Genomic DNA, 18,322 nt, shown 5'->3' with positions numbered 1-18,322 from the left:
AAACCATGAGCATTTACGTCATCGACGATCACCCCCTGATGCGCGACGCCATCGTGATGGTGCTGCGCCGCCTTCGGCCTGCCGAGAACATCGTCGAGCTGGAGCGGCTCGACAAGCTCACCAATGCGGTCAAGCAGCATGGCATGCCCGACCTGTTCTGCCTGGACCTGAAGCTGCCCGACACCACCGGCTGTTCGGGCGTGATCGCGGTCAAGCAGATCTACCCCGACGTGCCGATCGCCGTGTACTCGGCCTCCCCGGCCGCCGACATGGAAGAAGCCTGCATCGAGGCCGGCGCCGACACCTACATCGAGAAGTCGGCCAGCTCGGCCGAGCTGACCGCCGTGCTGCGCGGCCTGCTGATGGCCGACGCCGAAGCCGAAGAGTCGCTGGCCGCCTCCGCCAACAGCAAGCTGTCCAAGCGCCAGACCCAGCTGATCGCGATGCTCGACAAGGGCATGAGCAACCGCGACATCGCGACCGAACTGGAGATCAGCGAGCACACGGTCAAGGTGCACCTGTGGCGCCTGTTCCGCCGCCTGGGCGTCAAGAGCCGGACCCAGGCGCTGCACCATGCGCGCAACCATGGGTTGTTGTCGACTTCCGGGTCTTGATCCACCCCCGAAGGCGAAGCGCACTGCGTGTCGCTTCGCCCTCCCCCTCAAGGGGGCGACACCGGCAGCCTGGCGAAGCCGGTTCTGCGCTGTCCCTGGAATGAAAAATGCCCTCTGTCGAGGGCATTTTTTCTTTCGGGTCTTAGCCTACGGCGCCGGAGATTCTCGTTTGCGCCTGGGACTCGTCGGCGTCGTTGAGCGCCACGCGGAACACGCTGCCACGCCCGAGGCGGGAGCGCACGCTCACGGGGTGGCCCAGCGCGTGCGACAGGCGGGCCACGATGGCCAGGCCGAGGCCGAAGCCGTCGGAGGTGCCGGCGTGGTCGGCGACCTTGTAGAACTCCAGGAAGACGTCGCGCAGGTGCTCGCGCGCAATGCCGATGCCGGTGTCCCAGACCTCGACGCGCAGACCCTCGGGCGTCTGGCGCGACGCCAGCAGGATGCCGCCTTCGCTGGTGTACTTGATGGCGTTGGCCAGCAGGTTGCCGATCATGCGGCGCACCCGGATCGGGTCGGTCAGCACGGTGCCGCGGCACACATGCACCCGGAAACGCAGGCCCTTGGCCTCGGCCACCGGCCGGTACTGCAGTTCCAGGTCGTGCAGCAGCTGCCCGACATCGACGCGCTCGATGTGCAGCCGCACCTGGCCCGAGTCGATGCGCGCCAGGTCGAACAGCGAATCGAAGAGCGCATTCACCGCATGCGTGGCCCGCACGATCTTCGGCGCGATCTCCTGCACCAGTTCGGGCTCGTTGCGCAGCCAGTCGGCGTACAGCGAAAGCGCCAGCACGGGCTGGCGCATGTCGTGCGCGGCGCTGGCCAGGAAGCGGTTCTTCATCGCCACGGCGGAGACGGCGGCCTGGCGCTGCTGGGTCAGCGAGTTGATCAGGATGTGGTTGTGGAACAGCAGCTCGAAGCTGTTGCGCGCGGTCTCGTGGATGCGGCGACCGGCCCGCAGCAGCAGCCACCAGTGCAGCACCGGCAGCAGCAGGAAGCCGTAGTGGAAGTGCGGCCGCTGGAAATTCATCTCGACCACCCGGAAGGCCACCGCGCTCATCATCGTGATGAAGAGCACGTTGACGTAGCGGCGCAGCAGCGGCGGGTAGAGCGCCAGGCCATTGAGGGGGAAGGTCGCGACGCCGGCCACGATGAGCCAGCTCATGAACTGGTTCACGATCGGCGTGCGCTCGAAGAAGATCAGGATCGACAGGCCCCAGGCGAAGGCGCTGGTGCCCCACAGCCAGCGGTAGCGGTCGACGAATTCCTGCTGCGAGACCGAGTCCTTGTCGGCGTAGTCGCGCGCATAGCGCCGCTCGCCCCAGACGCGGCAGCCGGTGGCCGCGATGCCGATCGCGAGCCAGACGAAGAGCTGCCATTGCGGCACGTGGCCCCAGCTCAGGCCGATCATGGCCGGCATGAGCGCGGCCGCCAGCAGATAGGAGCCGCGCGCGGCGCGCATCAGGCTGCGGATGAGTTCGCCGCGCACCCAGGGCTCGGCTTCGTCCACTGTCGCGGGGGCCGGCGTCAAACTCGCAAACGACGAGTTGCCGAGACCCACGAACGACGAATTACCCTTCATGGCGCACTACCTCTGTCTGTCTGACTGGCCCTGGAGAAATGCCCCTTTCGGAGGGCCTTGACGTGCGCAGATTCTAGGGGCACCGCGGGGCTTCGAAGGCCGCATGCCGTGCGGGTCATCCCCATGCGGCTCAAGGCGCATCCCAGGGCTCGGCCGGCAGCCCCGAAAGCTGGCGTGCGACCGCGATGAAATGCGTCAGCGCGGGGGTCATCCGATCGGCGCGCCAGACCAGCCGCAGCTCCAGCGGCGGCGGCGGCTCGGCCCAGACCAGCGGGCGGAACACCACGTCGCGGCTGACCGTGTGGTGCTGGACCCAGCCCGCCACCAGCGCCAGCCCCAGGCCCGCGCGCACCATCGAGATCATGGTGTGCGGCTGCGACACCGACTGCGTGACCTCGGGTGCCACGCCGTGGGTCGAGAAGCTGCGCCAGACGAGCTCGTGGTAGTAGCGCGCGTCGTCCGGGTCGTGGTCGATGAAGGGCTCGCGGTCGAAGGCGGCGATGTCCAGCGTCTCGCGCTGCGCCAGCGGATGCGCCGCGGGCAGCGCCGCGACCAGGGTGTCGCGCGCCATCGTGAACTGGGCATAGCCCTGGGCAGCCGGGATCGGCCGCGCCAGGCAGGCGTCGAGCAGGCCTTGCTCCAGCTGCGCCAGTTGCGCGCTGCTGACCATCTCCTTGAGCTGGAGCGACACGCCCGGGTTGACCGAGCGGAAGTCGCGCAACAACGCCGGCAGCAATTCGAAGGCGGCCGCCACGGTGAAGCCCAGCGACACATGCCCGACCTCGCCCTGGGCCGCCAGCCGCGCCACCCGCCGGCCATCGGCCGCCAGCCGCAGCACGCCGCGCGCGTGCTCGAGAAAGGCCGCGCCCGCCACGGTCAGTCGCACGGTCCGGCTGTTGCGGTCGACCAGCCGCACTTCCAGCGCCTCCTCGAGCAGGCGCAGCTGCCGGCTCAGCGGCGGCTGCGTCATGTGCAGGCGCTCGGCCGCGTGGCCGAAGTGCAGTTCCTCGGCAATGGCGACGAAGCAGCGCAGCTGGTGAATCTCGAACATATCCATCCAACCTTTGAATCAATCAATACAAAAATTGTACTTCTCTTGAATCAATCGACATTGAAGAATGCAGCACCTTTTCAGCAGCGACACCTCTTCCATGCCCCACAACACCTTCAAGCAAGCCATCGCCCGATTCGAGCCGCGGATCGGCCTGTGGCTGTCTCTGGCCCACCACTACACCGCCGAGATCTGCGCCTCGGCCGGCTTCCAGTGGGTGCTGATCGACGGCGAGCATGGCCCCGGCGACCTGCCCGGCACGCTGCGCCAGCTGCAGGCGCTCGCGGCCTACCCGGCCCATCCGGTGGTCCGCCTGCCGCAGGGCGACGCCACCCTGATCAAGCAGTACCTGGACATCGGCGCCCAGACGCTGCTGATCCCGATGGTCAACAGCGCGTCCCAGGCCGAGGACCTGGTGTCGGCCATGCGCTACCCGCCGCAGGGCCGGCGCGGCGTCGGCGGTGGGCTGGTGCGCGCCACCGGCTGGGGGCTGGATGCGCCCTACATCCACACGGCGAACGAACAGGTCTGCCTGCTGGTGCAGATCGAGACCGGCGCGGCGCTCGCGGCGCTCGACGAGATCTGCGCGGTCGATGGCGTGGACGGCATCTTCCTGGGCCCGGCCGACCTGGCGGCCGACCTCGGCTTCCCGGGCCAACCCACGCATCCCGAGGTGCAGGCCGCGGTGGACGCGGCCATGAAGCGCGCCATCGCGCTGGGCAAGCCGGTCGGCACCGTCACGGGCGACCCGGCGCTCGCGCGCCACTACTTCGAACTCGGCGCCAGCTTCGTGGCCGTCGGCGGCGACACCACGCTGCTCGCGAGCGGCTCGCGCCGCCTGGCCAGCGACTTCGGTCTGAAACCGCACCAGCCCTGAGCCCTTCCCATTTCACAAAAGACAGGAGACAAAACCCATGAGAAAACTCACCCGCCGACTGCTCGGCACCTGGCTGGCCTGCGCCGTCACGCTGGCCGCGGCGGCCCCCGAACAGACCGCGCTCACCATCGTCATTCCGTACCCGCCGGGCGCCATGGGCGACGCGGTGGCGCGCCTGGCCGCCCAGGCCATGACCCAGGAACAGGGACGGCCCGTGGTGGTCGAGAACCGGCCCGGCGCCAACGGCGTGATCGGCCTGCAGGCCATCTCGCGCGCCCGCCCCGACGGCAACACCATCGGCCTGGTCACCTCGAGCGCGCTGACCATCAATCCCTCGATCTACAAGGACATGAAGGTCGACACGGTCAAAGACCTCACGCCGCTGACGCTGGCGATGTCGCTGCCCAACGTGCTGGTGGTGAACCCCGCGGTGCCGGCCCGCACCATGGCCGAACTGCTCGCGCACATCCGGGCCAATCCCGGCAAGGTGTCGTACGCCTCGATGGGCAACGGCTCCAGCGGCCACCTCAACGGCGAGATGCTGCAGAGCGCCACGAACACGCAGCTGATCCACGTCCCCTACAAGGGCGGTGGCCTGGTACTGCAGGGCCTGCTGGGTGGCCAGGTCGACATGGCCTTCGAGAACATCTCCAATGCGCTGCCGCACATCCAGGCCGGCAAGCTGCGCGCGCTCGCGATCACCACCACCACCGCATCGCCCAAGCTGCCGGACGTGCCGCCGCTCGCCAACACGGTGCCGGGTTTCCAGGACCGTGTCTGGTTCGCCTACATCGGCCCCAAGGGCCTGCCTGCGGCCACCACCGCGCAGCTGCATGCGCAGATCCAGCGCGCGATGAAGGCCGAGCCCGTGCAGCGCCTGATCAGCGACCGCGGCGCCACGGCCGAGAGCAGCACGCCCGAGGCGCTGAGCGAGCTGATCGGCCGCGAGCGCGAGAAGTGGGCGCAGCTCATCAAGGAACGCGACATCCACACCGACTGACGTCCGCCCCGGGGGGCACACCGGCCGCAGCGGTCGGCGCCCCTTTCTTCCGCTTTTTCCTTTCCAGCAACGACGCCATGTCCCTGTCCTCCATCGCCCAAGCCGCCGACTTCGTGTCGAGCGACCCCGCCACCGGCGTCACGATCGAACGCCATGCAGCCCATGCGGGCGCCGAGATCGAAGCCCGCGTGGCGCAGTCCCACGCCACCTGGAAGCGCTGGTCGCTCACCTCCATGGCCGAGCGCAGCGCCATGCTGCACCGCCTGGGCGACCTGCTCGAGCAGCGCGCCGAACAATACGGCCGGCTCATCACCACCGAGATGGGCAAGCCGCTGGCTGAGGCCATCGCCGAAGTGAAGAAGGCCGCCCTGGGCGCGCGCCACTTCGCCGACCAGGGCCCGGCCTACCTGGCGTCCGTGCCCATCGAGGGCATGAACGCCCGGGTGGTCTACGAATCCCTGGGCCCGGTGTTCGCGGTCATGCCCTGGAACCTGCCCTTCTGGCAGGTGCTGCGTTTCTTCATCCCCACCGCGCTGGCGGGCAACACCGTGCTGGTCAAGCATGCCGAGACGGTGCAGGGCTGTGCGCGTGCGCTGGAGCAACTGGTGCTGGACGCCGGCGCGCCGCCCGGCCTGTACCTGAACCTCGCGATCCGCCGCGGCGCGGTGGCCGCCGTGGTGGCCGATCCGCGCGTGCGCAGCGTGACCGTCACCGGCAGCACGCAGGCCGGCCGCGCGGTCGCGGCCGAAGCCGGCGCCCATGGCAAGAAGGCCGTGCTCGAGCTGGGCGGCTCCGACCCCTTCATCGTCTGCGAGGACGCGGACTTCGAGCGCGCGGTGCAACTGGCCGTGACCTCGCGCTTCTCGAACAACGCGCAGAGCTGCATCGCGGCCAAGCGCTTCTTCATCCAGGAGGCCATCGCCGAGAAGTTCCAGGCCGCCTTCGTCGCACGCGCCTCGGCCCTGCGCATGGGCGACCCGCTGCAGCCCGAGACGCAACTGGGCCCGCTGGCGCGCGCCGACCTGCGCGAGAGCGTGCATGCGCAGGTGCAGGCCGCGCTGGCCCAGGGCGGCACGCTGCTGTGCGGCGGCCAGCCCAGCGAGGGGCCGGGCCATTTCTACCCGCCCACCGTGATCGCGGGCCTGTCGCACGACGCGCCCATCGTGCAGGAAGAGATCTTCGGCCCGGTGGCGCTGATGTTCACCTTCAAGACCGACGAAGAAGCGATCGCGTTGGCCAACGCCACCGAGTTCGGCCTGGGCGCGACCATCTGGAGCCGCGACCTCGAGCGCGCGCATCGGCTGGCCTCGGCGGTGGAAGCCGGCGCGGTGTTCATCAACGACTTCGTGCGCTCGGACCCACGGGCGTCGTTCGGCGGCGTCAAGGGCTCGGGCTTCGGCCGCGAACTCGGCGCGCTGGGCGCGCGCGAGCTGACCAACGCCAAGCTGGTCTTCGTGGGTTGAAACGTCCCCTGCTTCAGGCCTCGCGGTCTGAAGCATGCGCTGTCGATTCAGTCACCGCCCGCGCGCGGTACTGCCCCGGCGTCATGCCGAACCAGCGGCGGCAGGCCCGCGTGAGATTGCCCTGGCTCGCGAAGCCCAGCAGGTAGGCGACCTCGGCCAGCGTCAACTGCGGCTGCGCCAGATGGCGTTCGGCCCCTGCGCGGCGGGTGTCGTCGATCAGCGCATGGAAGCTCGTGCCTTCGTCCTGCAGGCGCCGTTGCAGCGTGCGTTCGGCCACGCCCAGTGCGCGCGCGATGGCCGTGCGTCCCGGTTCGCCCTCGGGCAGGCGTTCGGCCACCATCTGGCGCACGCGTTGCGTGTAGGTGGCTGGTTGCCGCTCGAGCGCCTCGATGCGGTCGCCGGCAAAGCGGTCGTGCAGCTCGGCCATCTGCGGATGGAAGGTGGGCAGCGGCGCCTCCAGGTCCCAGCGCGCGAGCACCGCGCCATTGCAGCGCGCGCCGAACTGCGGCATGCATCGAAAGGCCTGCAGATAGGCTTGCGGGTCGGGCGGCGCCTCGTGCGTCAAGCTCACGGTTAGCGGCCGCAGCTCGCGCCCAAGCACCCAGCGGCAGAACGCCAGCAACGTGAGCAGGTCGAACTCGAAGCGCTGCCGCGGCACCGGTGCCGCACCGCCGTGCAGTTCGAGCGTGAAGGCCGTGTCGTCGCCCTGCGGCACCGCGCGCACGGCGGCGGCGTGGCTGATGATCCGCAGGTAGCGGATCAGGCGCTCCAGCGCCGTCGCCAGGTTCGCGCTGGACATCATCACGTAGCCCACCAGGCCGAAGATCGCGGGGCGCACACCCTGGGCCGCGCGCAACGCGATGGCCGGGTCGCCCGATTGCGCGACCGCAAGCTGCCACACCCGGGTGATCGCCTCCGTGGAATACACCGCGCTCGCGTCCGCCAGTGTCGGGTCGTCGATCGCGGCCTCGGCGCACAGGCGCTTCATGTCCAGGCCGGTCGCCGACAACGCTTCGACGATGCCTCGCACCCAGACCGCGGACGTCGATCTTTCGCTCATTTTTTTCTGCTCCCTTGCGTCTCTTTCGTCCCCGCGCCCCATGGTTTACCCCACACGGCGAAGCGAAGCGTTTGGCCCGCCGAGCGAAGACACCCCATCGCAGGCGCTCCTACGATGCCAGCGTTCCCTTCGCGCGTCCGGCCCAGGCCCGGCGCGCAGAGGGAACGGCAACTGTCAGAAAGCGTAGGCGCCAGAACCTTCGAGGCGCATTGCACAAAACCCGAATAAACGATGTCAGGGAGACACTTCATGCGCATTTCTTCACTGTGGACAGCACTTGGTTTCGGCCTGGCGCTGGCCGCCTCGGCCTCGCAGGCCCAGACCGCGGCCGAGCTGTGCCGGCTTCCCACGCCACCGGAGGCCGCCCGCTTCACCGACCCCATGAAGTCTCCAGGCATCGTCTCGCCCATCGACGGCACCTGCTGGCTGCCGGCCGTGACCATCACCAGCTTCGACGGCACGAAGCTCGCTGCCAATCTCTTCCTGCCGCGGCGCACCCACACCACCCAGAAATTCCCGACCGTGCTGATGATCGGCAGCTGGGCCGAGCCCGGTCGGCTCGAGTACCTCGGCCAGCAACAGAAGCTTGCCCAGGACGGCTACGTGGCGGCGAGCTACAGCGCGCGCGGCTTCGGGCTGTCCGGCGGCCAGGTCCGCGTGGCTGCGCCCGAAGACGTGCGCGACGTGTCGTCGGTGATCGACTGGCTGCTCGCCAATGCACCCGTGGATGTGAACAACATCGCCAGCAGCGGCATCTCCTACGGGGCCGGCCTGTCCCTGATGGCGCTGGCGCAGGACCCGCGGATCAAGACCGTGGCGGCGCTGTCGGGCTGGGGCTCGCTGATCGACGAGATGTACACCCGCGGCACGCCCAACCTGACCTGGGGCACCATCCTCAGCCTCAGCGGCAACCTCGTGGGCCGCCCCGCGCCCGAGTTGAACGAGATCACCCAGGCGACGATGAATCCGAACACCTCCGAGGCGAAGATCGCGGAACTCAGGGAATGGAGCAAGGTGCGCTCACCCTCGAGCTATGTCGATGCGATCAATGCGCGCGGCGCGCCGGTGTTCTTCAGCAAGAATTTCCAGGACGACCTGTTCACCCCCAACTCCACGCTGGACATGTTCGCCAGGCTCACGGTGCCGAAGAAGATCGTCTTCAACCCAGGCGTCCACGCGGGTGCCGAACTGCTCAGTGCCTTCCTCGGCACCTCCAGCTATCCCTACGACCAGGCCCACCGCTGGTTCGACCGCTGGCTCAAGAACATCCCCAACGGCATCGACACCGAGCCCAAGGTGACGATGCAGATCAAGTTCAGCGACCGGCGCGAATCCTTCGCCAACTGGCCCGCACCGGAACTCAGCGAACAGACCTACTACCTCGGCCCACGCGGCCTGCCGCGCTTCGACCCCGCCTGCTTCTGCGGCAAGGGTGACAAGGGCTCGATCTCTTCCTCGCCCAACAGCACCAAGGGATCGGACCTGATCCAGAACTTCTCCGACACCACCGCGACCAGCGGGCCGATCCCCATCCTCTCGACCTTCGGCGAGGGTTTGAACATCCCGGTGGTCAATTCGCTGCCCTCGGTCGCGCTGGCTTCGGGCATCCGCTTCGAAGCGCCCGCACTGCGCAGCGCGCAGAAGATCCGTGGCGTCGCCAGGCTCAAGCTGCGCGTCACGCCCACGCAGGCGCGCTCGCAGATCTCGGCCTACCTCTACGACGTCGACGCGATCGGCACCGGCGTGCTGATCACCCACGGTGCGAGCACGCTGCACTGGGCCACGCCGGGCCAGACCATCGACGTGCCGCTCGACTTCGCGGCCACCGCCTACGACGTGCCTGCGGGCCACCACATCGGGGTGGTGTTCGACACCACCGACAGCCTCTACGGATCGCCGGTGAACCCGGGCGAACGCTTCGGCGTGCGCTTCGAGTTCGGCCCGGAGCAGCAGTCGACGCTGGTGCTGCCGACGCGCTGACGACGACCCTCGTCTTGTCCCGGCAGCCGCTGCCGGTCCCCATGACTTCGCCTGCCCGGCGCCTCGACGCCGGGCAGCGAGACCGCCCCTCTCTGCAAGGAGTTCATCCATGCGCTCGTTCCTCCGCAGGCCACTGCTGGGCATCGCCCTGGCGTTGGCCGCTGCCGCTCCCCATGCCCAGACCGCCTCCGAGCTGTGCCGGCTCCCCACCCCCTCCGAGGCCGCGCGCTTCACCGACCCCGTGCAATCCCCCGGCATCGTCTCGCCCATCGACGGCACCTGCTGGCTGCCGGCCGTGACCATCACCAGCTTCGACGGCACCAAGCTCGCTGCCAATCTCTTCCTGCCGCGGCGCACCGACGCCACGCACAAATTCCCGACCGTCCTGATGGTCGCGAGCTGGGCCAACCGGGGCCGGATCGAGTACACGGGCCAGCAAAGGCGACTCGCCCAGGACGGCTACGTCGTGGCGAGCTACAGCACGCGCGGCTTCGGGCTCTCGGAAGGCCAGGTCCATGTGGCCGCGCCCGAAGACGTGCGCGACGTGTCGTCGGTGATCGACTGGCTGCTCGCCAACGCGCCGGTGGACGTGAACAACATCGGCGCCAGCGGCATCTCCCACGGCGGCGGCATCTCGCTGATCGCGCTGGCGCACGACCGGCGCATCAAGACCGTGGCGGCGCTCTCCACCTGGGGCTCGCTGATCGACGAGCTCTACCCGGAAGGCTCGCCCAACGTGACCTGGGGCGCGCTCCTCGCCCTGCTGGGCAACACGGGCGGCCGGCTCGGTCCCGAGGTGAATCCGAACATGCTGGCGATCATGAGCCCGGACACGCCGGCCGCGCGCATCGCCGAACTCAGGGAATGGAGCGCGCTGCGCTCGCCGTCGAGCTATGTGGATGCGATCAATGCCCGTGGCGCACCGGTGTTCATCAGCAAGAACTTCCAGGACGACCTGTTCACGCCCAACTCGACACTGGACATGTTCGCCCGGCTCACGGTGCCGAAGAAGATCATCTTCAATCCCGGCATCCATGCCTCCGCGGAACTGCCCGGCGCGCTGCTGGGCATCGACAACTACCCCTACGACCAGGCCCACCGCTGGTTCGACCGCTGGCTCAAGGGCCTCCCCAACGGCATCGACCGCGAGCCCAAAGTGACCATGCAGCTCAAGTTCAGCGACCGGCGCGAGTCCTTCGACAACTGGCCCGCGCGCAACCTAGGAAACGAAATCTACTACCTGGGCCCGCGCGGAACGCCGCGCTTCGACCCTTCGTGCCTGTGCGGCAAGGGCGACAAGGGCTCGATCTCCTCGTCGCCCAACAGCGCCAAGGGCTCCGACCTGATCCAGAACTTCGCCGACACCACGGCCACCAGCGGACCGATTCCCATCCTGTCCACCCTGGGCGAAACCCTGAACCTTCCGGTGATCAACGCACTGCCCTCGGTGGCGCTGGCCACCGGCATCCGCTTCGAAGGCCCCGCGCTGCAGCAGGTCCAGAAGATCCGGGGCATTCCCAAGCTGCGCCTGCGCGTCACGCCATCGCAGGCACGCGCCCAGTTGGTGGCCTACCTGTACGACGTCGATGCGATCGGCACCGGTGTGCTGATCTCCCACGGTACGGCCAGCGTGCATTGGGCCACGCCAGGCCAGGCCATCGACCTGCCGATCGAGTTTTCCGGCACCGCCTACGACGTGCCTGCAGGCCACCACATCGGTGTGGTGCTGGACACCATGGACAGCCTGTATGCGCCGCCCGTCAACCCGGGCGAGCGTTTCGGCGTGCGCTTCGAGTTCGGCCCGCAGAGCCAGTCGACGCTGCAACTCCCGACGCCCGGCCTCCCCTTCTATCCGCCACTCTGGCCACCGAGCCCCTGAGTGCGCTGGCCCGACGCGCCCAGGTCGGGCCCTTCACATCGATCCTCGCCAGAAAGAAATCCCATGACGCTTTCCCTGCGTGGACCCCTGCTCGGCCTCGCCTTCGCGCTGGCCTCCGCCACCACCCTGGCCCAGACCGCCTCGGAGCTCTGCCGGCTTCCCACACCAGCCGAGGCCGCCCGTTTCGCCGATCCCGTGCGATCCCCCGGCATCGTCTCGCCCATCGACGGCACCTGCTGGCTGCCGGCCGTGACCGTCACCAGCTTCGACGGCACCCAGCTCGCGGCCAACCTCTTCCTGCCGCGGCGCACCGACGTCACGCAGAAATTCCCCACCGTCCTGATGATCGGCAGCTTCGGCGCCCCCGGCCGTATCGAGTACGTCGGCCAGCAGCAACGACTCGCCAAGGACGGCTACGTCGTGGCCAGCTACACCGTACGCGGCTTCTATCTTTCCGAAGGCGTGATCGGCGGCGCTGGGCCACAGGACGTGCGCGACGTGTCGTCGGTGATCGACTGGCTGCTGGCCAACGCCCCGGTGGATGTCGACAACATCGCTGCCAGTGGCATCTCCTACGGCGCCGGCCTGTCCATGCTCGCGATGGCACGCGACCCGCGCATCAAGACCGCCGCGGCACTGTCCGGCTGGGGATCGATGGCCGACGAGCTCTACACCCGGGGCACCTACAACATGACCTGGGGAAGCCTGCTCACGTTCGGCGGCATGGTGACGGGACGGCTCTCGCCCGAATGGCAGCAGAACACGCTGGCGCTGATGAATCCCGACACGCCACGCGCGAAGATCGACGAGATCCTCGCCGCCTTCAAGCCGAGTTCGCCCTCGAGCTACGTCGATGCGCTCAATGCGCGCAACGCGCCCATTTTCATCAGCCACAATTTCCAGGACGACCTGTTCACGCCCAACTCGACGCTGGCGATGTTCGCCGCGCTCACGGGGCCGAAGAAGATGGTGCTCAACCCCGGCGTCCATGCGAGCGCGGAAGGGGCCGGCGCGGTACTCGGTGTCGACAACTATCCCTACGACCAGGCCCACCGCTGGTTCGACCGCTGGCTCAAGGGCATTGCCAACGGCATCGACACCGAGCCCCAGGTCACGATGCAGATCAAGTTCAGCGAGCAGCGCGAATCCTTCCCCACCTGGCCCGCGCCCGAACTCCGCGACCAGACCTACTACCTGGGCCCACGTGGCCTGCCGCGCTTCGACCCCACCTGCCTGTGCGGCAAGGGCGACAAGGGTTCGATCTCCTTGGCGCCCAACAACGGCAAGGGCTCAGACCTGATCCAGAACTTTTCCGACACCACCGCGACCAGCGGGCCCATTCCGGTCCTTTCGACTTTCGGCGAGGGCTTGAACATTCCGGTGGTCAATTCACTGCCCTCGGTCGCGCTGGCCTCGGGCATCCGCTTCGAAGCCCCTGCGCTCGAGCGCGTGCAGAAGATCCGGGGCATTCCCAAGCTGAACCTGCGCGTCACGCCCACACAGGCCCGCGCGCAGGTCTCGGCCTACCTCTACGACGTGGACGCGATCGGCACCGGCATGCTGATCACCCACGGCGCCACCACGCTGCACTGGGCGACGCCGGGCCAGACCCTCGACCTGCCGCTCGACTTCTCGGCCACGGCCTACGACGTGCCCGCCGGCCATCACATCGGCGTGGTGATCGACACCGCCGACAGCCTCTACGCGTCGCCGGTGCACCCGGGTGAGCGCTTCGGCCTGCGCTTCGAGTTCGATCCGGCGCGGCAGGCGACGCTGGTGCTGCCGACGCGCTGACACGCTTTGGCCCTCAGGGCAGCACCGGATTCGCCCTGGCGGCCGCCACCGCCGCGTCCGCATCGGCGCGCAGCAGGAAGCGTTGCGTCACCAGCCGGTCGGCGGCCTGCTGGACCGCGGCCACGTAACCGGCGTGGTCACCATAGCGCTCGGCGACCGACAGGCGTGGGTCGCTGGCGGCCAGCCGCTCGGCGCGGGTCTTGGCGAAGGGGAACATCGATCCCACCAGCCCGGCCTGGTCGATCCGCCCCGGCCGGCTGGTGGTGTTCCATCCGGTCTGGGTCGCGAGGGGCACGGCGATGTCCAGGCTGCGGATGCCCGCGATGTCGTTGCCGTCCGCATCCACCTGCGGCACCAGGATCGCGTAGTCGCGGTTCAGCGCGATCGGCGGCACCGTGGCGGCGATCCCGCTCTCGTCCCGGGCGTTGAACTTCGGGCCCCAGTCGAGCAAGGGGTAGGTGTTGACCAGGCCGGTGTAGCTCACACCCGGAATGGCCGGGAACGCCACCCGCTCGGGTCGCACCAAGGTGCCGTCCGCGATCTTCGGCACCACGCTGTCGGGCGGCGTCACCCCCTCGAGCACCCAGTCCTCGAGGTTCTGGTAGAGCGCGCGCACCACCGGGATCACTGCGGTGTTGCCATTGGTGCGATAGCGGCCGTTGGAGTCGGGCCCGAGGATGGCGGCGGCATCCGGTCCGGTCATCGACGGAAAGCCGAGCAGGTGGTGCGAACTCGCATAGGAATAGATGCGCGCATTCTCGGGCTGCACCAGGTCGCGCGTGCCCCAGGCGTCGGTCAGCAGGGGCGAGCCCTGCAAGGTCCAGAACTCGGTACCGCTGAAGCCGATGAACAGCTTGGGACAAGTACCGTTCGCCTCGCAACGGGCGAAGATGCCGCCCTGGCGCTGGGCCACGTCGTCCACATAGTCCTTCGCAAGACCACGCGTGGCGGCCTGGCCGAAGGCCGTGTGGTCGATGCGCACGCCGCCCCCGCCGCCGGGGATCGCGAAACGCATGTTGACGTTGTTCTGCCGCGCCGCGATCTGTGCGAACACGCCCTCGAAGACCTTGCCGCCCGCCCGGTCCTCGTTGAAGCCCAGGTGCACGAAGGTCTTCATGAAGTTGCCGCATTGCGAGACGCCCGAGGCGATGGTGTGGCGGATCGCCGCTGCCACCGGGTTGGCCGTGCCGGCCGCATCGCGCGCGTCGCGATGGAAGAAGGTGACGATGTCACGCAGCGCCGCGAGGCCCAGGCCCATCACCTTCGGGTCCTTGGCGACATAGACCAGCTCGTAGATGTAGTCCGGGTCCCAGCCGCCCTTGAGGCACACGCTGGTTTCGTCGGGCGTGCCGGGGAAGGGCTGGGCCGCGCTGCAGCGGGCGAACTTCCAGTCGGCGGCGGCGATCGGCTGGCGCGGATCGCTCTCGTTGATGCGCCGCGTCAGCGCATAGCCCGGCTGCGTGTTGTCCAGGCCCGCGGGCGCATAGGCCTGCATGGCGGCATTGGCCGCGCTGGCGGGCAGCGTCAGCGAGTTCGGCGTCGCGACGCCGGTCGTGAGTTCGGCGCGGTAGGCACCGGTGATCGTGCTGCCGTCGGCGTTCTTCGCGACCGGCACCTTCAGCGTGAGCTTGCCGGGGCCGGCCGGCACATCGCCCTGCCAGGCCGCCGTGAGGAACACATAGCCGCGCGAGGCGAAATAGGGATCGAGCGCCACCATGTTGCCGCGGTTGGGAGCGTCGTAGCGCAGCACGCCGTTGGCCTTCGCCATGTCCTTGGGCTTGAAGAGCACGAAGTCCGAGCTGTACTCGACCATGCCGTTGGCGTTGCGCGGCGCGAGCGTCAGGTCCTGGATGATGGCATTGCGCGCGTCGGCGGGATCGACTTCGCCGGTGAAGGTGCCCGTGACCTTCTCGTAGGCGCCGGCGCTGCCGAAGCTGCCCGGCACGTCCTCGGTGCTCGCAATGGCCAGCCGCGATTGCGGTGCATGGCTCAGCACCGGCGGCGGGACCGTGGGCGTGTTGTCGGAGGGCTGCGAGGCGCGGCCACCCCCACCACTCCCCCCGCATGCGCTCAGCAAAAGGGCGGCCGAAGCCACCGTGGCAGCCGCAAGGCTCCAGCGTGTTCTCATGGTTTGTCTCCTGTTTGAATATCTGCTGCGACCCCGGTCCGTTCGGCATCCGCGGGCTGCACGGGCGCACTTTAAGTTTGGCATCCTGATCCGGGAAATAGAAAGATCGGATAAATCCATCGAAAAAGCAGATCACTCAAAACGCCGAGGAAGCGTGCTGCCGACGTTGCACCTTCCGGCCTTCAGCCGCTGTGCAGGCGCCGAATCGATCCGGCCGACGATCGGCTGCGCCAGCTGGAACCGGCGTCGGCCCGACCTGAGGCCGACCGTCGAGCAGGGGTGAAAGCCGAACCGCCGACGGGCGCGCGGCCTACCGCGCCTTGGGTCGGCGGATGACCAGGGCGTCGACCGCGGCGCGCGAGATTGCGATCCTCCAACAAATGAGGATTCGCAATGGCCACTTACTCCGAACCACCGCTCGCAGCTCGACTGCAGGACGCACCGTCAGTCCGTGGCGACATTCAGACCAGTGGCGTCTCCTGGGCCGCCATTTTTGCGGGGGCCGCGGGGGCGGCATCGCTGTCGCTGGTGCTCATTCTTCTGGGCACCGGCCTGGGTTTTTCGTCCGTCAGCCCCTGGGCCAACCAGGGCGCCAGCGCCGCGTCCATCGGCATTGCAGCCGTTCTCTGGTTGAGCTTCACGCAGATCGCGGCCTCGGGCATGGGTGGCTACCTTGCGGGGCGGCTGCGGACCAAGTGGGCCGGCATCCACACCGATGAGGTCTATTTCCGCGACACGGCCCACGGCTTCCTGGCCTGGTCGATCGCCACGCTGCTGACCGCGGCCTTGCTGACCTCGGCCATCGGTTCGATCGTCGGTGCCAGCGCACAGGCCGGCGCGACGGCCGTGGGAGGTGTGGCCTCCGCGGCGACCGTGGCGGGCGCCGGTGCCGCCGGCGCGGCAGCCAACAACGCATCGGAGGGCGACGCCAGCGGGCCCATGGGCTACTTCATCGATTCGCTGTTCCGCAAGGATCCGTCCGCCACCGCGGCGCCCGCTGCGGACGCCACTGCGGCAGCAGCGCCGACGGCACCCGAGCGCGGGATGCGCGAGGCCGGCACCGAGGTCAGCCGGATTTTCCTGAACAGCATCCGCACGGGCGCCCTGCCCCCCGAGGACGCCAAGTACGTCGGCCAGGTCGTGGCGCAACGCACCGGCCTGAGCCAACAGGACGCCGAGAAGCGGGTGAACGACACCTATGCGAAGGCGCAGGCCACGCTCAACGAGGCGAAGACCAAGGCCAAGGAAGCAGCGGACACCGCCCGCAAGACCTCCGCCTATGGCGCCTTGTGGCTGGTCGTCTCGATGCTCCTCGGTGCCTTCGTCGCGAGCTTCGCAGCGACCTACGGCGGCCGTCGCCGCGACTTCTGAACTCCCTCACGAAAGGACTCCACCATGCGCTCACTTCTTCTGCTGTTCCTTGGCGTGCCGATCCCGATCATCATCCTGATCGCCTTGTTCTTCCGTTGAGCCCAGGGGGCCTCCGCTGAATGCGGAGGCCCCCTTCGCATGATCGGGCGCGAGCCTCCGCGCCATCGGCATCGAGTCAGATCACCTGAGACATCGCCACCGCGGCGTTCGCGAGCGGTTGTCCCGATTCGCCGCCAGCGTGCGGCGCAGCGGCCCTCTCGATCCGGCCCGCGATCTGCGCGGCCAGATATTCCGCATCGCGGGCCACACCCGAGAAACGCCCCGAGCCCCAGGTGTGCAGCCAGGGCAGCCCCAGGAAATAAAGGCCGGGCTGCCCGGTCACGCCACGCAGGTGCACCGGCTCGCCGCGCCCGTTGAACACCGGCGCATCGACCCAGGCGAAATCCGGCAGGAAGCCGATGCACCACAGCACGCTCGTGATGCCGGCTTCGCGCAGGTTCAGGCGCGTGCGCTCCTGCGCGGGCTCCCACACCGGCACATAGGGCTCGCCCGGCGGCGCATCGATGCTGCGGCTGGCGATGAAGCGGTCGATCGAGGCGTTGATGCCGTTGAAGATGGCGTCCGCGTGATCGAGGTTCTCGCGCAGGTTGGGCTGGAATTCGAGCACTTCGCCCTCCAGCCCCGTGAGCAGGCCGAACAGCTCCATGCCCTGGGCGGCGAAGCGCCGCAGGTCGATGTCGCGCCCGCCGTCGCGGCCCGTGACGTAATGGTTGGTGTTGTCGCGCACGCCCTCGCGCAAGGGGTGCTGCGTGACGGGCATGTCGTAGTAGTCCATGCCGGCCAGCCAGTCCACCACGTCCTTGCCGCGGTAGAAGCGCGCGCAGCGCGGCGCGTTGCCGGTCGCGAGGTAGACCTGCCGGCCCGCCAGGTGCAGGTCTTCCGCGATCTGCGCGCCCGACTGGCCACATCCCACCACCAGCACGCCGCCTTCGGGCAGCTGCGCGGGGTTGCGGTACTGCGCCGAGTGGTACTGCACGATCGACGAGGGCAGCTTCTCGGCCATGCGCGGCACCACCGGCTTGTGGTAGCCGCCCGAGGCCACCACCACCTGGTCGGCGGTGAAGCGGCCCGCGCTGGTGTCGACGGTGTAGCGCACGGCCTCGCCCGAAGCCGCGACAGGCGAGACCTTCTCGACCGTCACGCCCTCGAGCGCCGGCGCCTGCACCTGCTCGACGAAGCCCGCGAGCCAGGCGTTGATCTCGTCCTTCACCATGAAGCCGTGCGGATCGCTGCCGGTGTACGACCAGCCCGGCAGGTTGCACTGCCAGTTGGGCGTGACCAGGCAGAAGGAATCCCAGCGCTGCGTGCGCCAGGAATGCACCAGCGTGCGCTTCTCGATCACGAGGTGGTCGATGCCGCGCTGCTGCAAGCCATGGCTCAGCGACAGGCCGGCCTGGCCGCCGCCGACGATGACGACGCTGTAGTGGGTGGTCTTGGGTGGGGTCATGATGGAGGTCCTTTGGAAG

The 18,322-nt window shown here is 68.6% G+C and carries 13 protein-coding genes; 8 read left to right on the top strand and 5 right to left on the bottom strand.

All coding sequences use genetic code 11. From position 1 onward, the window contains the following. The first annotated feature begins 5 nt into the window (after positions 1-5). The gene (locus K0H49_RS00825; protein WP_219209248.1) at positions 6-614 is read left to right on the top strand and encodes a response regulator transcription factor; all 609 of its coding nucleotides are present in this window, start codon (positions 6-8) and stop codon (positions 612-614) included. 142 nt (positions 615-756) lie between these two features. Here K0H49_RS00825 and shkS read toward each other — a convergent pair whose 3' ends face one another. Then, complete coding sequence (shkS, locus tag K0H49_RS00820) at positions 757-2,193, bottom strand: surface-behavior sensor histidine kinase ShkS (RefSeq protein WP_219209247.1); 1,437 nt, start codon at positions 2,191-2,193, stop codon at positions 757-759. 130 nt (positions 2,194-2,323) lie between these two features. Further along, positions 2,324-3,244 (bottom strand): LysR substrate-binding domain-containing protein, encoded by a 921-nt coding sequence (locus K0H49_RS00815; RefSeq protein WP_219209246.1) that lies wholly within the window; start codon positions 3,242-3,244, stop codon positions 2,324-2,326. Positions 3,245-3,311: 67 nt separating this feature from the next. On the opposite strand from K0H49_RS00815, the gene K0H49_RS00810 reads away from it, so the two are divergent. The 3 genes from K0H49_RS00810 to K0H49_RS00800 all read left to right on the top strand — a co-directional run bounded on the left by K0H49_RS00810 (position 3,312) and on the right by K0H49_RS00800 (position 6,584). Beyond that, positions 3,312-4,121, top strand: coding sequence for an aldolase/citrate lyase family protein (locus tag K0H49_RS00810; protein ID WP_374122283.1), 810 nt, complete (start codon positions 3,312-3,314; stop codon positions 4,119-4,121). Positions 4,122-4,158: 37 nt separating this feature from the next. Then, complete coding sequence (locus K0H49_RS00805) at positions 4,159-5,121, top strand: tripartite tricarboxylate transporter substrate-binding protein (RefSeq protein ID WP_219209244.1); 963 nt, start codon at positions 4,159-4,161, stop codon at positions 5,119-5,121. A 77-nt stretch (positions 5,122-5,198) separates the two neighbouring features. Beyond that, complete coding sequence (locus K0H49_RS00800; RefSeq protein WP_219209243.1) at positions 5,199-6,584, top strand: NAD-dependent succinate-semialdehyde dehydrogenase; 1,386 nt, start codon at positions 5,199-5,201, stop codon at positions 6,582-6,584. Positions 6,585-6,597: 13 nt separating this feature from the next. Here the strand turns inward: K0H49_RS00800 and K0H49_RS00795 are convergent, their stop codons facing one another. Continuing rightward, entirely contained in the window at positions 6,598-7,644 is a 1,047-nt protein-coding gene (locus K0H49_RS00795) for an AraC family transcriptional regulator (RefSeq protein ID WP_219209242.1), read from the bottom strand. A gap of 249 nt (positions 7,645-7,893) precedes the next feature. Between K0H49_RS00795 and K0H49_RS00790 the strand changes: the two genes are divergently transcribed. The 3 genes from K0H49_RS00790 to K0H49_RS00780 all read left to right on the top strand — a co-directional run bounded on the left by K0H49_RS00790 (position 7,894) and on the right by K0H49_RS00780 (position 13,297). Beyond that, positions 7,894-9,624: a CocE/NonD family hydrolase gene (locus tag K0H49_RS00790; RefSeq protein WP_219209241.1), complete on the top strand. Its 1,731-nt coding sequence runs from the start codon at positions 7,894-7,896 to the stop codon at positions 9,622-9,624. A 109-nt stretch (positions 9,625-9,733) separates the two neighbouring features. Then, positions 9,734-11,503 carry a CocE/NonD family hydrolase gene (locus K0H49_RS00785; RefSeq protein ID WP_219209240.1) on the top strand — a complete coding sequence of 590 codons (1,770 nt, stop codon included), beginning with the start codon at positions 9,734-9,736 and terminating at the stop codon, positions 11,501-11,503. A gap of 63 nt (positions 11,504-11,566) precedes the next feature. Further along, positions 11,567-13,297, top strand: a complete 1,731-nt coding sequence (locus K0H49_RS00780) for a CocE/NonD family hydrolase (protein WP_219209239.1) — start codon at positions 11,567-11,569, stop codon at positions 13,295-13,297. 13 nt (positions 13,298-13,310) lie between these two features. Here K0H49_RS00780 and K0H49_RS00775 read toward each other — a convergent pair whose 3' ends face one another. After that, the gene (locus tag K0H49_RS00775; RefSeq protein ID WP_219209238.1) at positions 13,311-15,425 is read right to left on the bottom strand and encodes an alpha/beta hydrolase domain-containing protein; all 2,115 of its coding nucleotides are present in this window, start codon (positions 15,423-15,425) and stop codon (positions 13,311-13,313) included. A gap of 393 nt (positions 15,426-15,818) precedes the next feature. Between K0H49_RS00775 and K0H49_RS00770 the strand changes: the two genes are divergently transcribed. Continuing rightward, entirely contained in the window at positions 15,819-16,796 is a 978-nt protein-coding gene (locus tag K0H49_RS00770; protein ID WP_257624522.1) for a hypothetical protein, read from the top strand. Between the two features lie 175 nt (positions 16,797-16,971). On the opposite strand, the gene K0H49_RS00765 is transcribed toward K0H49_RS00770, so the two are convergent. After that, a complete protein-coding gene (locus K0H49_RS00765) occupies positions 16,972-18,303 on the bottom strand; it encodes an MSMEG_0569 family flavin-dependent oxidoreductase (RefSeq protein WP_219209237.1) in 1,332 nt (443 codons plus the stop codon). Between the last annotated feature and the right edge of the window lie 19 nt (positions 18,304-18,322).

It is taken from the genome of Variovorax boronicumulans (genome assembly GCF_019352895.1).
In the GTDB taxonomy this organism is placed as follows: domain Bacteria; phylum Pseudomonadota; class Gammaproteobacteria; order Burkholderiales; family Burkholderiaceae_C; genus Variovorax; species Variovorax boronicumulans_A.
This window is presented reverse-complemented; position numbering and strand designations above follow the sequence as displayed.

Excerpts from the sequence above, each read along its gene's own strand:
- K0H49_RS00795 (WP_219209242.1), bottom strand. The coding sequence starts at position 7,644 with ATGAGCGAAAGATCGACGTCCGCGGTCTGGGTGCGAGGCATCGTCGAA.
- K0H49_RS00790 (WP_219209241.1), top strand. The coding sequence starts at position 7,894 with ATGCGCATTTCTTCACTGTGGACAGCACTTGGTTTCGGCCTGGCGCTG.
- K0H49_RS00815 (WP_219209246.1), bottom strand. The coding sequence starts at position 3,244 with ATGTTCGAGATTCACCAGCTGCGCTGCTTCGTCGCCATTGCCGAGGAA.
- K0H49_RS00800 (WP_219209243.1), top strand. The coding sequence starts at position 5,199 with ATGTCCCTGTCCTCCATCGCCCAAGCCGCCGACTTCGTGTCGAGCGAC.
- K0H49_RS00785 (WP_219209240.1), top strand. The coding sequence starts at position 9,734 with ATGCGCTCGTTCCTCCGCAGGCCACTGCTGGGCATCGCCCTGGCGTTG.
- K0H49_RS00765 (WP_219209237.1), bottom strand. The coding sequence starts at position 18,303 with ATGACCCCACCCAAGACCACCCACTACAGCGTCGTCATCGTCGGCGGC.
- shkS (WP_219209247.1), bottom strand. The coding sequence starts at position 2,193 with ATGAAGGGTAATTCGTCGTTCGTGGGTCTCGGCAACTCGTCGTTTGCG.
- K0H49_RS00775 (WP_219209238.1), bottom strand. The coding sequence starts at position 15,425 with ATGAGAACACGCTGGAGCCTTGCGGCTGCCACGGTGGCTTCGGCCGCC.
- K0H49_RS00770 (WP_257624522.1), top strand. The coding sequence starts at position 15,819 with ATGGCCACTTACTCCGAACCACCGCTCGCAGCTCGACTGCAGGACGCA.
- K0H49_RS00825 (WP_219209248.1), top strand. The coding sequence starts at position 6 with ATGAGCATTTACGTCATCGACGATCACCCCCTGATGCGCGACGCCATC.
- K0H49_RS00805 (WP_219209244.1), top strand. The coding sequence starts at position 4,159 with ATGAGAAAACTCACCCGCCGACTGCTCGGCACCTGGCTGGCCTGCGCC.
- K0H49_RS00780 (WP_219209239.1), top strand. The coding sequence starts at position 11,567 with ATGACGCTTTCCCTGCGTGGACCCCTGCTCGGCCTCGCCTTCGCGCTG.
- K0H49_RS00810 (WP_374122283.1), top strand. The coding sequence starts at position 3,312 with ATGCAGCACCTTTTCAGCAGCGACACCTCTTCCATGCCCCACAACACC.